This window comes from Streptomyces fungicidicus, from assembly GCF_003665435.1.
GTDB lineage: Bacteria > Actinomycetota > Actinomycetes > Streptomycetales > Streptomycetaceae > Streptomyces > Streptomyces fungicidicus.
On the sequence record NZ_CP023407.1, the window covers coordinates 5,387,836 to 5,403,896 of the forward strand.

Genomic DNA, 16,061 nt, shown 5'->3' on the forward strand with positions numbered 1-16,061 from the left:
AGAAAGTCCCTGCTCAGTTGTTCTTTCCGACCAGTGCGTATGTCTGCTGTGCGATCTCCATTTCCTCGTCCGTCGGCACCACCGCGACCGCGACCCGCGCGCCCTCGGGCGAGATCAGCCGCGCCCCGCCGCCCCGTGCGGCGTTGCGCCCCGCGTCGACCGCCAGGCCCAGCCCCTCCAGGCCCGCCACGGCCGCCTCCCGCACCGGAGCGGCGTTCTCGCCGACCCCGGCGGTGAAGACCACCGCGTCCACCCGCCCGAGAACGGCGTAATAGGCGCCGATGTACTTCTTCAGCCGGTGAATGTAGATGTCGAACGCGAGCTCCGCCCGCGCGTCGCCCTCGTCGATCCGGCGCCGGATCTCCCGCATGTCGTTGTCACCGCACAGCCCGACCAGACCGCTCTTCTTGTTGAGGAGAGTGTCGATCTCGTCGGCGGACATTCCGCCAACACGCATCAAATGGAAGATGACGGCCGGGTCCATGTCTCCCGACCGCGTACCCATCACGAGCCCCTCCAAGGGCGTCAGCCCCATGGAGGTGTCCACGCAGCGCCCGCCCCGCACGGCCGAGGCGGACGCCCCGTTGCCCAGGTGCAGCACGATGACGTTGACCTCCTCCGGCGCCCTGCCGAGCAGTTCCGCCGTCGCCCGGGAGACGTAGGCGTGCGAGGTGCCGTGGAAGCCGTAGCGGCGGACCCGGTGCTCGTCGGCGGTCTTCACGTCGATCGCGTAGCGGGCGGCCGACTCCGGCATCGTGGTGTGGAAGGAGGTGTCGAAGACGGCGACCTGCGGCAGGTCCGGGCGCAGCGCCATCGCCGTGCGGATGCCGGTGAGGTTGGCCGGGTTGTGCAGCGGCGCCACCGGGATCAGCCGCTCGATCTCGGCCAGCACCGGCTCGTCGATCACCGTCGGCTCGGTGAAGTGCATGCCGCCGTGCACCACACGGTGTCCGATCGCGGCCAGCTCGGGGGAGTCCAGCCCCAGCCCGTCGGCGGCGAGCTCCTCGGCCATCGCCTTCAGGGCGGCGTCGTGGCCGTCGACCGGGCCGGTCCGCTCCCGGGTCTCCCCGCCCGACGCCAGCGGCGTGTGCCGGACGAGGGAGGTCCGCTCGCCGATCCGCTCGACCAGCCCGGCGGCCAGCCGGCTGCTGTCGCGCATGTCCAGCAGCTGGTACTTCACCGACGACGAGCCGGAGTTGAGGACGAGTACACGGGAGGGGCTCACTGGACGGCTGCCTTCTCGCTCGGGACCGGGGCGGGGGACTGGGCCTGGATCGCCGTGATGGCGACGGTGTTCACGATGTCCTGGACGAGGGCGCCGCGGGACAGGTCGTTGACCGGCTTGCGCAGCCCCTGGAGCACCGGGCCGACGGCGATGGCGCCGGCCGAGCGCTGCACGGCCTTGTAGGTGTTGTTGCCGGTGTTCAGGTCGGGGAAGATCAGCACCGTCGCCTGCCCCGCGACCTCCGAGCCCGGCAGCTTGGTCGCCGCGACCGACGGCTCCACGGCCGCGTCGTACTGGATCGGCCCCTCGATCCGCAGATCGGGCCGGCGCGAGCGCACCAGCTCGGTGGCCGTGCGCACCTTGTCGACGTCGGCGCCGGAACCGGACGTGCCCGTCGAGTACGACAGCATCGCGATCCGCGGCTCCACCCCGAAGCGCGCCGCCGTCACCGCGGACTGCACGGCGATGTCGGCGAGCTGCTCGGCGTCCGGGTCCGGGTTGACCGCGCAGTCGCCGTAGACCAGCACCTTGTCGGCCAGGCACATGAAGAAGACGGAGGAGACGATGTCCGCGTCCGGCTTGGTCTTGATGATCTCGAACGCCGGACGGATCGTCGCGGCCGTGGAGTGCACCGAGCCGGACACCATGCCGTCGGCGAGGCCCTCCTGCACCATCAGCGTGCCGAAGTAGTTCACGTCCGAGACGACGTCGTAGGCCAGCTCCACGGTGACGCCCCGGTGGGCGCGCAGCGCCGCGTACTTCTCGGCGAAGGAGTCCCGCAGCTCGGAGGTGGCCGGGTCGATCAGCCGGCTGTCGCCGAGGTCGACGCCCAGGTCGGCGGCCTTCTTGCGGATCAGGTCGACGTCGCCGAGCAGGGTCAGCTCGCACACGCCCCGGCGCAGCAGCACCTCCGCCGCGTGCAGCACCCGCTCCTCGGCGCCCTCGGGGAGCACCACCCGGCGCAGGTCGGAGCGGGCCTGTTCGAGCAGCTTGTGCTCGAACATCATCGGGGTGACACGGTCGCTGCTGGGCGCGGAGACCCGCTTGGTGAGGTCGGAGGTGTCGGCGTACCGCTCGAAGAGGCCGAGGGCCCGCTCCGCCTTGCGCGGGGTGGCCGCGTTGAGCTTGCCCTCCAGGGAGAAGAGCTGCTCGGCGGTGGGGAAGCTGTTGCCGGGCACCGAGAGCACCGGGGTGCCGGGGGCGAGCCGGTCCGACAGGGTGAGGATGTCCTCGTCGGGCTCCTCGCCCAGGGTGAGCAGCACCCCGGCTATCGGCGGGGTGCCCGCGCTGTGCGCGGCCAGCGCGCCGACGACCAGGTCGGCGCGGTCGCCGGGGGTGACCACCAGACAGCCCGGGGTCAGGGCGGCGAGGAAGTTCGGCAGCATCGCGCCGCCGAAGACGAAGTCCAGCGCGTCGCGGGCCAGCCCGGAGTCGTCGCCGAGCACCACCTTCGCGCCGAGGGTGTGCGCGATCTGGGAGACGGTCGGGGCGGAGAGCGCCGGCTCGTCGGGAAAGACGTAGCAGGGCACCGGCAGCCGGTTGGTCAGCCGCTCGGCGATCTCGTCCCGGTCGTCGCGGGCGACCCGGTTGACCGCCATGGCGAGCACGTCGCAGCCCAGGGTGGCGTAGGCGCGGTAGGCGTTGCGGGTCTCGGCGCGCACCGACTCGGCGGTCTGCCGGCGGCCGCCCACCACCGGGATCACCGAGGCGCCGAACTCGTTGGCGAGCCGGGCGTTCAGCGACAGTTCGTCGGGGAGCTGGGTGTCGGCGTAGTCGGTGCCGAGGACGAGCACGACGTCGTAGTCGCGGGCGACGCGGTGGAACCGCTCGACGAGGGTGGACACCAGCTCGTCCGTGCCCCGCTCGGCCTGCAGCGCGGACGCCTCGTGGTAGTCGAGACCGTAGACGGTCGCCGGGTCCTGGGTGAGCCGGTAGCGGGCCCGCAGCAGCTCGAAGAGGCGGTCGGGCCCGTCGTGCACCAGCGGACGGAAGACCCCCACCCGGTCGACCTGCCGGGTCAGGAGCTCCATGACCCCGAGCTCGACGACCTGGCGGCCGTCGCCGCGGTCGATACCGGTCACGTACACGCTGCGGGTCACGCGCGCTCTCCGTTTCGTCGGGGGCCGCAAGAGGCATCGTCGGGCCAGAAAAATCGCCCACCGAGGTGAGCAGATCCCTCTTGACAATACCTCCGGCGCTGGTTAAGACGCCCGCCCATGGGGCCTCGGCGCGGGAGCGGGGGACATGAAACAATCGAAGCCGGCTCACCGGAACCGACATCGACCAGGAGACAGAGCACGATGCGTATAGGAGTCCTCACCGCAGGCGGCGACTGCCCTGGGCTGAACGCGGTGATCCGGTCGGTCGTGCACCGCGCGGTCGACAACTACGGCGACGAGGTCATCGGCTTCGAGGACGGCTACTCCGGCCTGCTGGACGGCCGCTACCGACCGCTCGACCTCAACGCGGTCAGCGGCATCCTGGCCCGCGGCGGCACGATACTGGGCTCCTCCCGGCTGGAGCGCGACCGGCTTCGCGAGGCCTGCGAGAACGCCTCCGACATGATCCGCGACTTCGGCATCGACGCGCTGATCCCGATCGGCGGCGAGGGCACGCTGACCGCGGCCCGCATGCTGTCCGACGCCGGTCTGCCGGTGGTCGGGGTCCCGAAGACGATCGACAACGACATCTCCTCCACCGACCGCACCTTCGGCTTCGACACCGCCGTGGGCGTCGCCACCGAGGCGATGGACCGGCTGAAGACCACCGCCGAGTCCCACCAGCGGGTGATGGTCGTCGAGGTCATGGGCCGGCACGCGGGCTGGATCGCCCTGGAGTCCGGCATGGCCGCCGGCGCCCACGGCATCTGCCTGCCCGAGCGTCCCTTCGACCCGGCGCAGCTGGTGAAGATGGTCGAGGAACGCTTCGCCCGCGGCAAGAAGTTCGCCGTCATCTGCGTCGCCGAGGGCGCCCACCCCGCCGACGGGACCATGGACTACGGCAAGGGCGAGATCGACAAGTTCGGGCACGAGCGCTTCCAGGGCATCGGCACGGCACTGGCGCACGAGCTGGAGCGGCGGCTCGGCAAGGAGGCGAAGCCGGTCATCCTCGGACACGTCCAGCGCGGTGGCACGCCGACGGCGTACGACCGTGTGCTCGCGACGCGGTTCGGGTGGCACGCGGTGGAGGCGGCGCACCGGGGCGACTTCGGCAAGATGACGTCCCTGCGGGGGACCGACATCGTGATGGTGCCGCTGGCGGAGGCGGTGACCGAGCTGAAGACGGTTCCTGGGGACCGGATGGACGAGGCGGAGTCCGTGTTCTAGGAAGGGTGTCCGGGCCTGTGGGGCGGGGCCGTGTGCCGACACGGCCCCGTGTCTCCTACAGGGTCCCCGTCGCCGCCCAGAAGTGGTCGACGATCCTGTCGAGGTACTCGTCGCCCGCCTCGTCGGGTCCGCTGCTGCCCCAGTTGAGGGTGGCGGCCATATGGGCCCGGTAGTCCTGGTGCAGTTGGTGGAGGGCCGCTTCCAGGCTGCGGCGGTCCATGGGCACGAGCCTGGCGACCGGGCGGACGTAGGCCCCCCAGCGGGTGGTCGCCGCGCCGCGCAGCAGCTCCGCGAGTTTCTCCTCCCGGCCGGTGACGGTGACGACGTCGGCCAGGGACAGTGCCAGCAGCCGGGCCAGGGCGGCGACCTGCCGGTCGGTGCCGCGCCAGCGGCCGGTCTCCTCCATCCGCAGATAAGCGTGGAGTTCGTGGCCGACCGTGCGGGCCACCTCCTCGGGCGACAGTCCCCGTGCGACCCGGTGTTCGCGCAGGGTGCGCGGCCGCCCGATGAGATCACCCGGCGAGCACCACAACGCGCACGCCAGCGCGGCGAGTTCGGTGTGGGAAGGGGCGGCGCTCCGGCGTTCCCAGGCGTCGACGAGAGCGGACGTGACGTACGGCAGCCCGTAGGAGACGCGCAGGGCGTGGGCCACCTGTTCCGGGCCCATGCCGAGTCCGGTACGGAGCCGTCGGGCGGCGGGGGCGTTGAACGGCGGGGGCGGATGGCGGTCCCCGGCAGCGGAAGGTCGGCGCACGGCCCACAAGCTAGGGCCGCCGGGCGGGGCTGACTACACTCTGTTCGGCCAGGATTACGGAGTGTGGAACGGCCCGGCCGGCGGCGTGCGGCCGTTAACGATCATTCACGCATATGCCCACTGACCTTGCCGTTCCTGGACCGCTCCTACGGCGGCGCAGGCGTCCTGCACGCCCCGGACAGGCCCGTTCGCCGCACGGCGCGCGGCGCAAACCCGCCGCCCCGCTCACCCCTTCACCGCCCCGCCCAGCGCGAACCCCCCTCCCAGCCGCCGCGCGATCAGCACGTACAGCAGGATCACGGGCGTCGAGTAGACGATCGAGAACGCGGCGAGCTGCCCGTACGCCACCATGCCGCGGTTGCCGAAGAAGTCGTTGATGCTCACGGAGGCCGGCATCTGGTCCGGGGTGAGCAGCAGCATGAAGGGGACGAAGAAGTTCCCCCACATCATCACGAACGAGAAGACCGTCACCACCGCCACGCCCGGCCCCATCAGCGGCAGCACGATCCGGGCCAGGGACTGCAGGGACGACGCCCCGTCCGTCCAGGCCGCCTCCTCCAGCTCTTTGGGCACGCCGTCCATGAAGTTCTTCATCAGCCAGATCGCGAAGGGCAGTTGGGAGGCGGCGAAGAAGAAGACGGTGCCCTGCATGGTGTCGATCAGATCCACCCTGACGAACAGCGCGTACACCGGCACCATGATCGCGGTGATCGGCAGGCTGGTCGCGAAGAGGATGGTCAGCAGGAAGGGGCGGTTGAGGCGGGAGTGGAAGCGGGAGAGCGGATAGGCGGCGAGCGCGGCGCACACCACGGTCAGCGCGGTCGCGCCCCCGCACAGAACGAGGCTGTTCAGCAGCGGGGTGAAGGTGATCTCGTCGGTGAGGATCGCGTCGAAGTGGTCCAGGGTGAGACCGTCGGGGGCCTTCACCCGGAGACCGGCGCGCGGATCGAGCGCGGACAGCACCACCCAGGCGAGCGGCAGCACGAACGCGGCGGCGACGGCCAGCAGCCCGGCGTCCGCGGCGAGGCGCCGGGCGGTGCGGCGTGAGGAGAGGGCCATGACGGGTCAGACCTCCGTCCGCAGCAGACGCAGATAGACGAGCGAGAACAGCGAGCCGACCAGCAGGAGCAGCAGCGCGACCGCCGTCCCGTAGCCGATCAGGCTGTTCTGGAAGGCCTGTTCGTACATGAACAGCGGCAGCGTCTGGCTCTTGCCGCCGGGGCCGCCCCTCGTCATCACCCAGATCAGCCCGAACACCGAGAGCGTCTGGAGCGTGTTGAGCATCAGGTTGGTGCCGATGGAGCGGCGGATCATCGGCAGGGTGATGTGCCACATCCGGCGCCAGCCGCCGGCGCCGTCCACCTCGGCGGCCTCGGTGATCTCCTTGGGGATCTCGTCGAGGGCGGCCGAGTACACCAGCATCGAGAACGCCGTGCCGCGCCAGACGTTGGCGAACGACACCGCCAGGATCGGCAGGGTGTACAGCCAGTTCTGCGACGGCAGGTGCAGGAGGTCCAGGACGGCGTTGAGCGTCCCCTCGCGGCGGAAGAAGGCGTACAGCAGGAACCCGGCCACGACCTCCGGCAGCACCCACGCCGTGACCACGATGCCGCCGGTGAGCGTGCGCACCGGTTTGGACGCCCGCCGCATCAGCGAGGCCAGCGCCAGCCCGAGCGTGTTCTGCCCGACCAGCGACGACAGCACGGTGAACACCACCGTCAGCCATACGGCGTTGAGGAAGTCCTCGTCCCCGAACGCCCGCCGGAAGTTCTCCAGGCCGACGAACGACTCCTCCGCCTGACCGGTCAGCTGGAGATCGGTGAAGGCGATCAGGACGCAGTACGCGATCGGCCCGGCGAGGAACAGGAGCAGCAGGGCCAGCGCGGGGGTGAGGGGCAGGAAGCGGGGGAGGAGCCGGCGCGCCCCGTCGCTCACCTCTCGACGACCTGGTTGTCGGTGGCGTCCCTGAGCGCGTCGTCGTAGCCGCGCGCGGCCTCCTCGACCGACATGTCACCCGTGGTCACGCCCTCCATCGCCTCCTGGATGGCCGTCGAGACCTTCGGGTACGCCGGGTACGCGGGCCGGTAGTGGGTGTGCTCCACCAGGCCGGTGAAGAAGCTGATGCCGGGCTGGGCCTCGGCGTACGCGGGGTCGTTCGCGACGTCCTCGCGGACCGCGATGCCGGAGTTGGCGACGTACCACTTCTGCGCGTTGGCCTTGGTCTGCATCGTCTTGATGAACTCGAAGGCCAGGTCCGGGTTGCCCGCCTTGGCCGGGACCGCCCAGGTCCAGCCGCCGGACATGCTCACCCTGCCGGGGGCCTGCCCGTTCTGCGTCGGCATCGCGGCGAGACCCAGCTCCTTCGACCACTCGGGCCACTCGTGCCCGCTGCCCTCCAGCCAGTCCTGCGGCAGCCAGGAGCCGTCCAGCGCGATACCGAGCCTGCCCTGCGGCAGCCACTCGCCGCGCACCCGGGTGCCGACGTTGGGATCGAGGGCGTCGGAGACCTCCGGGCCGAGCTTCTCCCGGTAGACCGTCTCGACGAAGGCGAGGGAGTCCTCGAACCCCTTCCCCGAGGTGATCCACTTCTTGCCGCCCTTGTCGTAGAGCGGGTCGGACGTGGCGTCGCCGGTGCCGTAGAGCAGCATCTCGAAGGTCTGCATGGTGGCCGCCTCACCGACCGGCTTGCCGGTGTAGACGTTCAGCGGGATGACGTCCGGGACCTTCTCCTTGATGGTGCGGGCCGCCTCCAGCACCTCGTCCCAGGTCCTCGGCTGCCAGTCGGTGGGGAGTCCGGCCTTGGCGAAGACGTCCTTGCTGAACCACAGCCCCCGGGTGTCGGTGCCGTCCGGGACGCCGTACGTCTTGCCGTCCTCGCCCTTGGCCGCCGCCTTCGCGGTGTCGATGAACCGCTCCCAGTCCTTCCACTTCGCCAGATACGGGTCGAGGGGCTTCAAGTACCCGCTGGTGATGTCGGAGTTGATGAGGAAGGTGTCCTCGTAGACCAGGTCGGGCGCGGTCTTGGGGGAGCGGAGCATCTGCTGGAGCTTGGTGTAGTACTCGGCGTCCGGGGCCTTGATGGGGACGAGCTCCACCTTCTTGCCGGGGTTCGCCTTCTCGAACTGCTCCTTGATGTCCGCGAGATAGGTGTCCATCACCTTGATGGAGTTGTCCGTGGACTGCTTGAACGAGACCTTGACGGTGTCGGGATCACTGCCGGAGCCACCGCCGCAGGCGGTGAGCGTGGCCGCGGCGGCGAGGGTGAGGGCGAGAGCGGTGGGGAGGGCGGCGGTGGGGCGCACGGGCATGACCTCCTGCGGACGCACTTCGTTGTGGCGCGGGAACGGCTGCCCGGTGAACGTAGGTTGAGTGGTCTAGTCAGGTCAATGCGTCTGCGGAGAATCGCGTGCCGACCGCTGCGGCCGGAGGGTCACCGCGCCGAGGCCCGCGCCGACGCCCCCGCGGAAGCCACCGAGGCCCGCGCCCGGGCCGTGCGACTGGGCCGCTCCTCCCTCAGCGCCCCTTCTCCGCCTCCCTGACCCACCGGTACTGCAGCTCCGGCCGGCCCACCGTGCCGTACTGCGGGCGGCGGGCCGCGCGGCCGGCGTCGACCAGGTGTTCCAGATAGCGGCGGGCCGTGATGCGGGAGATGCCGACCGCCTCAGCGACCCCGGCAGCCGTCAGGCCCTCCCCGGCGTCGCGCAGGGCCACCGTCACCCGCTCCAGCGTGGGGGCGCTGAGGCCCTTGGGCAGGGCGGCGGGGCCGGGGGCGCGCAACGCCGCCAGCGCCCGGTCCACCTCGTCCTGCCCGCTGGCCTCGCCCACCGCCGCGTGGAACTCGGCGTAGCGCACCAGCCGGTCCCGCAGGGTCGCGAAGGTGAACGGCTTCAGGACGTACTGCACGACCCCCAGCGACACCCCCTCCCGCACGACCGCGAGGTCCCGCGCCGAGGTCACCGCGATCACGTCGGCGTGGTGGCCGGCCGCCCGCAGCGAGCGGGCCAGCTGGAGTCCGTGCACATCGGGCAGGTGCAGGTCGAGGAGGAGCAGGTCGACGGGGGTGCGGTCCAGGGCCCGGCGGGCCTCCGCGCCGGTGTGCGCCTTGCCGACCGCGACGAAGCCCGGCACCCGTCCGACGTACATCACATGGGCGTCGGCGGCGACCGGATCGTCCTCGACCACCAGCACTCTGATGGGCTCCCCGGTCATACGGCGCCTCCCGGAGACCGCACGAGGGCGACGGACCGGAGCGGCAGCCGGGCCTCGAAGGACGCGCCGCCCTCCGGGGCGGAGTCGACCGACAGGCGTCCGCCGTGCCGGGACACCGCCTGGCTGACCAGGGCGAGCCCCAGGCCGCGCCCGCCCGGACCGGACGGCTTGGTCGTGAAGCCGCGCCGGAAGAGCTCCTCCGTGTGGTCCGGGTCCACGCCGGGGCCGGTGTCGCACACCCGCAGGATCAGCTCCGAGCCGTCCTTCGTCAGCGCCGTCACCGTCACCCTCGGGCGCACCCCGCCCTGCGCCGCGTCCACGGCGTTGTCGATCAGGTTGCCGAGGATGGTGACCAGGTCCCGGGCGGGCAGCGAGTCCGGCAGCAGTCCGTCGTCCATCCGGCTGTCGGGCGACACCACCAGCTCCACGCCCCGCTCGTTGGCCTGGGCGGTCTTGCCGAGGAGCAGCGCCGCCAGCACCGGCTCGCTCACCGCCGCCACCACCTGGTCGGTGAGCGCCTGCGCCAGCTCCAGCTCGGCCGTCGCGAAGTCCACCGCCTCCTCGGCCCGGCCCAGCTCGATCAGCGAGACCACGGTGTGCAGCCGGTTCGCCGCCTCGTGCGCCTGCGAACGCAGCGCCTGGGTGAAGCCGCGCTCGGAGTCCAGCTCGCCCATCAGCGACTGGAGCTCGGTCACGTCCCGAAGGGTCACCACCGACCCGCGCCGCTGGCCGCCGGTGACCGGCGAGGTGTTCACCACCAGCACCCGGTCCGCCGTCAGGTGCACCTCGTCCACCCGGGGCTCGGAGGCGAGCAGCGCGCCCGTCAGCGGCGCCGGAAGGCCCAGCTCCGCCACCGATCTGCCCACCACGTCCTCCTCCTGGTCCACCCCGAGCAGCACCCGGCCGCCGTCGTTGATCAGCGCCACCCGGTACTGCCCGTCCAGCATCAGCAGCCCCTCGCGCACGGCGTGCAGCGCGGCCTGATGGTAGTCGTGCATATGGCTGAGCTCGTCCGCGTTCATCCCGTGGGTGTGCCGGCGCAGCCGCGCGTTGATGACGTACGTGCCGACCGCGCCGAGCCCGAGGGCGCCCGCCGCGACCGCGAGCAGCGCCGTCAGCTGCCCCTGGGCGCGCTGGCTGATCTGCTCGACCCTTATGCCGGCGCTGACCAGTCCGACGATCCGGTCGCCGTCGCGGATCGGGGTGACCGCGCGGACCGACGGGCCGAGGGTACCGGTGTAGGTCTCGGTGAAGGTGCGGCCCTCGAGCGCCGCGGCGGTGTTGCCCTGGAAGACCAGGCCGATCTGGCCGGGGTCGGGGTGGGTCCAGCGGATGCCCCGCGGATCCATGATGGTGACGAAGTCGACCTCGGTGTCCCGCACCACCGCCTCCGCGTAGGGCTGGAGCCGTGCCGAGGGGTCGGAGGTGCGGATCGCGCTGTTCACGGAGGGGGAGTCGGCGACCGAGCGGGCCACCGCGGTGGCGTGGCGGCCCGCCGCGTCCTCGGCCTGGCTGCGGTTGCTGACGAAGGTGAACAGCGCGTACCCGGCCACGACCACCGCGATGAGGACGGCCTGCATGGCGAAGAGCTGGCCCGCGAGACTGCGGGGCCGAGGGACGGGGATGCGCATGCCGCCAGTCTGCCTCCCGGTTCGCCGGTGAACTAAATGAACGGAAGGGTGACCGCACTCACAGGGCGCGACATAGTCACGGCGTTCCCCGAAAACCCATCCCCCGGACGTGAGCCGCACGCCGGTGATGCCGACGACGTCGTCAAGGAGGGCCGCCGTGACCAGCACATCCGCTACGGCACCTGCCGAACCCAAGGCCAAGCGGGACCGCACGCACTATCTCTACATCGCGGTGATCATCGCGGTCGCCCTCGGTATCGCCGTCGGTCTGATCGCCCCCGACTTCGCGGTCGAGCTCAAGCCGATCGGCACCGGGTTCGTCAATCTGATCAAGATGATGATCTCGCCGATCATCTTCTGCACGATCGTGCTGGGCATCGGCTCGGTGCGGAAGGCCGCCAAGGTCGGCGCGGTCGGCGGTATCGCCCTCGGCTACTTCATGGTGATGTCGGTCGTCGCGCTCGGCATCGGCCTGGTCGTCGGCAACATCCTCGACCCGGGCACCGGCCTCGCGATCACCGACGCGGTCAAGGAGACCGGTCACGCGCAGATCGACGCGGAGGCGAAGGACACCACCGAGTTCCTGCTCGGCGTGATCCCGACCACGATCGTGTCCGCCTTCACCCAGGGCGAGGTCCTGCAGACCCTGCTGATCGCCCTGCTGTGCGGCTTCGCCCTGCAGGCCATGGGCAACGCCGGCCAGCCGGTGCTGCGCGGCATCGAGCACATCCAGCGCCTCGTCTTCCGCGTCCTGGCGATGATCATGTGGGCCGCCCCGATCGGTGCCTTCGGCGCCATGGCCGCGGTCACCGGCTCCGCCGGACTGGAGGCCCTGAAGAGCCTCGCGGTGCTGATGCTCGGCTTCTACGTCACCTGTGTGCTGTTCATCTTCGTGGTGCTCGGCGCGATGCTGCGGATCGTCGCGGGCCTGAACATCTGGACCCTGTTCAAGTACCTGGGCCGTGAGTTCCTGCTGATCCTCTCCACCTCCTCCTCCGAGTCGGCGCTGCCGCGACTGATCGCGAAGATGGAGCACCTGGGCGTCAGCAAGCCGGTCGTCGGCATCACCGTCCCGACCGGCTACTCCTTCAACCTCGACGGCACCATGATCTACATGACCATGGCCTCGCTGTTCATCGCCGACGCCATGGGCACGCCGATGTCGATCGGCGAGCAGATCCCGCTGCTGCTGTTCCTGCTGGTGGCCTCGAAGGGCGCCGCCGGTGTCACCGGCGCCGGCCTCGCGACCCTGGCCGGCGGCCTGCAGTCGCACAAGCCCGCCCTGGTGGACGGCATCGGCCTGATCGTCGGCATCGACCGCTTCATGAGCGAGGCCCGCGCCCTGACGAACTTCGCGGGCAACGCCGTCGCCACGGTGCTGATCGGCACCTGGACGAAGGAGATCGACAAGGAGCGGGTGGCCGAGGTGCTGGCCGGCCGGGCCCCGTTCGACGAGAAGACGCTGCTGGACGACCACGGTTCCGACGGCTCGCACGACGACGCCGAGGCGCCCGCGCCGGGCGGCGACAAGGAGCTGGCCAAGGCCTGACGGCCCGCTCCCCACGGACCCGGGCGGCTGGGAACTCCCCCCCGTCACTCAGCCGCCCGGCCGCCGGAGACCCTCCCGGTCCCGGACGCACCACCGCTCCACGGCCGCCGGACGGCCGGGCTCCTCCCCGTGAGCCCGGCCGTCCGGCTTCGTGCTGCCCGCCCTTGCCTTGACGCCGAGGTCAAGGCTTACGTTCGTTCCCATGCGAATCGGCGAGCTGGCCGCACGCGCCGGGACCACCACGCGGACGCTGCGGTACTACGAGTCGCGCGGACTGCTGACCGCGCGGCGCTCGGGCAACGGTTACCGGACCTACGACGAGAACGATCTGAAGCTGCTGCGGCAGATCCGGACGCTCCAGGACTTCGGCTTCGACCTGGAGGAGACCCGCCCGTTCGTGGAGTGCCTGCGGGCCGGTCATCCCGAGGGCGACTCCTGCCCGGCCTCGCTGCGGGTCTACCGGCGCAAGCTGGACGAGCTCGACGCGCTCATCGGCGAGCTGCGGGCGGTGCGGGCCAAGGTCGGCGAGCAGCTGGCGCGGGCGGAGTCGGCGCGGGACGGGCTGGCCGCCGGTGCGGCGGTTCCGGGAGGTCCGGAACCGGTGTGCGAACTGGGAGGGGAACTGCGGTGAAGGGTGTGCCCGAGGTGAGTGACGGGGACTTCGCGGCGGAGGTGCTCGGAGCGGAGCTGCCGGTGCTGGTGGAGTTCACCGCCGACTGGTGTCCGCCGTGCCGGCAGATGGCCCCGGTGCTGAGCGCGCTGGCCGCCGAGGAGAACGGCCGGCTGAAGGTCGTCCAGCTGAACGTGGACGCCAATCCGGACACGACCAACGCGTACAAGGTGCTGTCGATGCCGACCTTCATGGTGTTCCGCGACGGGGAGCCGCTGCGGTCGATGGTGGGGGCCAGGCCCAAGCGGCGGCTCCTCGAGGAGCTGGCCGACGTGCTCTGATCCGCCGGACGGCCGGACCACCGGCACGAGAAAACCCCCGGGCAATTGCGCCCGGGGGTTTTCTCTGCGTATATTCATGGATTCGCGACTTCGTAAGAAAGAAGCCGCAAATGAAGTTCGATGACCACAGTATATCCGGGCGGGAGCGGAATTGTCAAACACCGAATTTCCGGACGAGGAATTGCGGCAGGAACAGCAATTCGTCGACGGACTGTACGCACGCGTGGACGCCCTGCGCGGCGACGCCGAGGTGTCCGTCACGGAGGCCCTCGCCCAGGGCCACACCCCCCGGCAGGCCAGGCTGGAGCGGGACATCCTGGTCGCCGAGCGCTCCGGGCTGCTCGCCGCGCTGAACGCCGTGGACGGCTCCCTCTGCTTCGGCCGCATCGACCTCGCCTCCGGCGACACCCACCACATCGGCCGCATCGGGCTGCGCGCCGACGACGCCGAGCGCACCCCCGTCCTCATCGACTGGCGGGCCGAGGTCGCCCGCCCCTTCTACCTGGCGACCGGCCACACCACGATGGGCCTCCGCCGCCGCCGGCACATCTCCACCGAGGGCCGCCGGGTCACCGCCCTGCACGACGAGATCCTCGACCTCGGCGACGAGACCCGCACCGGCCACGAGGACCCGGCCGGCGACGCGGTGCTGCTCGCCGCACTGAACTCCGCGCGCACCGGACGCATGGGCGACATCGTGCGCACCATCCAGGCCGACCAGGACCGCATCATCCGCGCACCCCACCGCGGGGTCATGGTCGTCGAGGGCGGCCCCGGCACCGGCAAGACCGCGGTCGCCCTGCACCGCGCCGCCTACCTCCTCTACGAGCACCGCGAGCTGCTGGCCCGCCGCGCCGTCCTGATCGTCGGCCCCAACCCGGCCTTCCTGGGCTACATCGGCGAGGTGCTGCCCAGCCTCGGCGAGACCGGCGTGCTGCTGGCGACCGTCGGCGAGCTGTACCCCGGTGTGCGGACCACCCGGACGGACACCCCCGAGGCCGCGGCCGTCAAGGGGCGCGCGGAGATGGCCGGTGTCCTCGCCGACGCCGTGCGCGACCTGCAGACGCTGCCCGACCCGGTGATCGCGATCGAGCACGACCGCGAGGTCCTGATGCTCGACGACGGCCTGGTCAACGTCGCCCGCGAACGCACCCGCGCCGCGAAGCTGCCGCACAACGTGGCCCGCGAGCACTTCGAGGGGCACATCCTCAACGCGCTCACCGACATGGTCGCCGAACGCATCGGCACCGACCCCTACGACGGCGGCAACCTGCTCGACCCCAGCGACATCACCCAGATCCGCGACGAGCTCGCCGACAACCCCGAGGTCTGGTCCGCCGTCGACCGGCTGTGGCCGAGGATCACCCCGCGGCGCCTGGTCGCCGACTTCCTCGCCGCCCCCGAGGAGTACCTGTCCGAGGAGGACGCCGCCGCCGTCCGCCGCCCGGTCACCCGGCACTGGACCGTCTCCGACGTGCCCCTCCTCGACGAGGCCGCCGAACTCGTCGGCGTGGACGACCGGCTCGCCCGCGCGCGGGCCGAACACGAACGGCAGACGCAGATCGCCTTCGCACAGGGCGTGCTGGACGTCTCGTACGCCTCCCGCACCTTCGAGTTCGAGGACAAGGAGGACGACGATCCCGAGTCCTCCGAGGTGCTCTCCGCGCACGACATCATCGACGCCGAACGCTTCGCCGAGCGGCACGAGGAGGACGACCACCGCAGCGCCGCCGAACGGGCCGCCGCCGACCGCACCTGGGCGTTCGGGCACATCGTCGTCGACGAGGCGCAGGAACTCTCCCCGATGGCCTGGCGGCTGCTGATGCGGCGCAGTCCCACCCGGTCCATGACCCTGGTCGGCGACCCGGCGCAGACCTCGGAGGCGGCCGGGGTCGGCGCCTGGGCGGACATCCTCGACCCGTACGTCGGGGACCGCTGGGAGCACACCCGGCTCGGCGTCAACTACCGCACCCCCGCCGAGATCATGGACGTCGCCGCCGCGGTGGTCCGTGCCGGGCACCCCGGCTTCGAACCGCCCGGCTCGGTCCGCTCCACCGGGGTGCGCCCCTGGGCCCGCGCCACCGACGACCTGCCGGGCGCCGTCGCCAAGGCCGTCACCGAACTCGCCCCCGGTGAGGGCCGGCTCGCCGTCATCGCCCCGCGCGAGCTGCACCGGGCCCTGGCCGCCCGGCTGGACGGGGTGACGGCGGGCGGCGAACCCGATCTGTCGCACGACGTCGTGCTGCTCGACCCGCGCCAGGCCAAGGGCCTGGAGTTCGACTCGGTCCTCGTGGTCGAGCCGGGCCGCTACGGCACCAGCGACCTGTACGTGGCGCTCACCCGGGCCACCCAGCGGCTCGGCGTCCTGCACACCGGGCCGCTGCCGGAGCCGCTGGCCGACGCCCTCGGCTGAGAG

Annotated in this window: 13 protein-coding genes; 5 read left to right on the forward strand and 8 right to left on the reverse strand. The window is 71.4% G+C overall.

Annotation, left to right across the window (positions count from 1 at the left end; genetic code table 11):
• Window positions 1-13: 13 nt before the first annotated feature.
• Both CNQ36_RS24810 and pta read right to left on the reverse strand, forming a co-directional pair.
• On the reverse strand, window positions 14-1,225 hold the full coding sequence (locus CNQ36_RS24810; protein WP_004925350.1) for an acetate kinase: 1,212 nt from the start codon (window positions 1,223-1,225) through the stop codon (window positions 14-16).
• Window positions 1,222-3,324: a phosphate acetyltransferase gene (pta, locus tag CNQ36_RS24815; protein WP_121547577.1), complete on the reverse strand. Its 2,103-nt coding sequence runs from the start codon at window positions 3,322-3,324 to the stop codon at window positions 1,222-1,224. Before pta ends, CNQ36_RS24810 begins: the two co-directional genes overlap by 4 nt.
• A gap of 201 nt (window positions 3,325-3,525) precedes the next feature.
• On the opposite strand from pta, the gene CNQ36_RS24820 reads away from it, so the two are divergent.
• A complete protein-coding gene (locus CNQ36_RS24820) occupies window positions 3,526-4,551 on the forward strand; it encodes an ATP-dependent 6-phosphofructokinase (protein ID WP_004925343.1) in 1,026 nt (341 codons plus the stop codon).
• Between the two features lie 55 nt (window positions 4,552-4,606).
• Here CNQ36_RS24820 and CNQ36_RS24825 read toward each other — a convergent pair whose 3' ends face one another.
• The 6 genes from CNQ36_RS24825 to CNQ36_RS24850 all read right to left on the reverse strand — a co-directional run bounded on the left by CNQ36_RS24825 (window position 4,607) and on the right by CNQ36_RS24850 (window position 11,145).
• Window positions 4,607-5,314, reverse strand: coding sequence for a helix-turn-helix domain-containing protein (locus tag CNQ36_RS24825; protein ID WP_121547578.1), 708 nt, complete (start codon window positions 5,312-5,314; stop codon window positions 4,607-4,609).
• A gap of 216 nt (window positions 5,315-5,530) precedes the next feature.
• Window positions 5,531-6,364, reverse strand: a complete 834-nt coding sequence (locus tag CNQ36_RS24830; protein ID WP_121547579.1) for a carbohydrate ABC transporter permease — start codon at window positions 6,362-6,364, stop codon at window positions 5,531-5,533.
• Window positions 6,365-6,370: 6 nt separating this feature from the next.
• Complete coding sequence (locus CNQ36_RS24835) at window positions 6,371-7,240, reverse strand: carbohydrate ABC transporter permease (RefSeq protein ID WP_121547580.1); 870 nt, start codon at window positions 7,238-7,240, stop codon at window positions 6,371-6,373.
• Window positions 7,237-8,613 carry an extracellular solute-binding protein gene (locus CNQ36_RS24840; RefSeq protein ID WP_121547581.1) on the reverse strand — a complete coding sequence of 459 codons (1,377 nt, stop codon included), beginning with the start codon at window positions 8,611-8,613 and terminating at the stop codon, window positions 7,237-7,239. Before CNQ36_RS24840 ends, CNQ36_RS24835 begins: the two co-directional genes overlap by 4 nt.
• A 205-nt stretch (window positions 8,614-8,818) precedes the next feature.
• A complete protein-coding gene (locus CNQ36_RS24845; protein ID WP_004925330.1) occupies window positions 8,819-9,514 on the reverse strand; it encodes a response regulator in 696 nt (231 codons plus the stop codon).
• On the reverse strand, window positions 9,511-11,145 hold the full coding sequence (locus tag CNQ36_RS24850) for a sensor histidine kinase (protein WP_121547582.1): 1,635 nt from the start codon (window positions 11,143-11,145) through the stop codon (window positions 9,511-9,513). The genes CNQ36_RS24845 and CNQ36_RS24850 overlap by 4 nt, the downstream gene beginning before the upstream one ends.
• 157 nt (window positions 11,146-11,302) lie before the next feature.
• Between CNQ36_RS24850 and CNQ36_RS24855 the strand changes: the two genes are divergently transcribed.
• The 4 genes from CNQ36_RS24855 to CNQ36_RS24870 all read left to right on the forward strand — a co-directional run bounded on the left by CNQ36_RS24855 (window position 11,303) and on the right by CNQ36_RS24870 (window position 16,058).
• Window positions 11,303-12,694 (forward strand): cation:dicarboxylate symporter family transporter, encoded by a 1,392-nt coding sequence (locus CNQ36_RS24855; protein ID WP_121547583.1) that lies wholly within the window; start codon window positions 11,303-11,305, stop codon window positions 12,692-12,694.
• Between the two features lie 202 nt (window positions 12,695-12,896).
• Window positions 12,897-13,325 (forward strand): MerR family transcriptional regulator, encoded by a 429-nt coding sequence (locus CNQ36_RS24860; protein WP_004925319.1) that lies wholly within the window; start codon window positions 12,897-12,899, stop codon window positions 13,323-13,325.
• 5 nt (window positions 13,326-13,330) lie between these two features.
• Complete coding sequence (locus CNQ36_RS24865; protein WP_040908481.1) at window positions 13,331-13,645, forward strand: thioredoxin family protein; 315 nt, start codon at window positions 13,331-13,333, stop codon at window positions 13,643-13,645.
• Between the two features lie 181 nt (window positions 13,646-13,826).
• The gene (locus CNQ36_RS24870; RefSeq protein WP_206278577.1) at window positions 13,827-16,058 is read left to right on the forward strand and encodes a HelD family protein; all 2,232 of its coding nucleotides are present in this window, start codon (window positions 13,827-13,829) and stop codon (window positions 16,056-16,058) included.
• The last annotated feature ends 3 nt before the right edge of the window (window positions 16,059-16,061 follow it).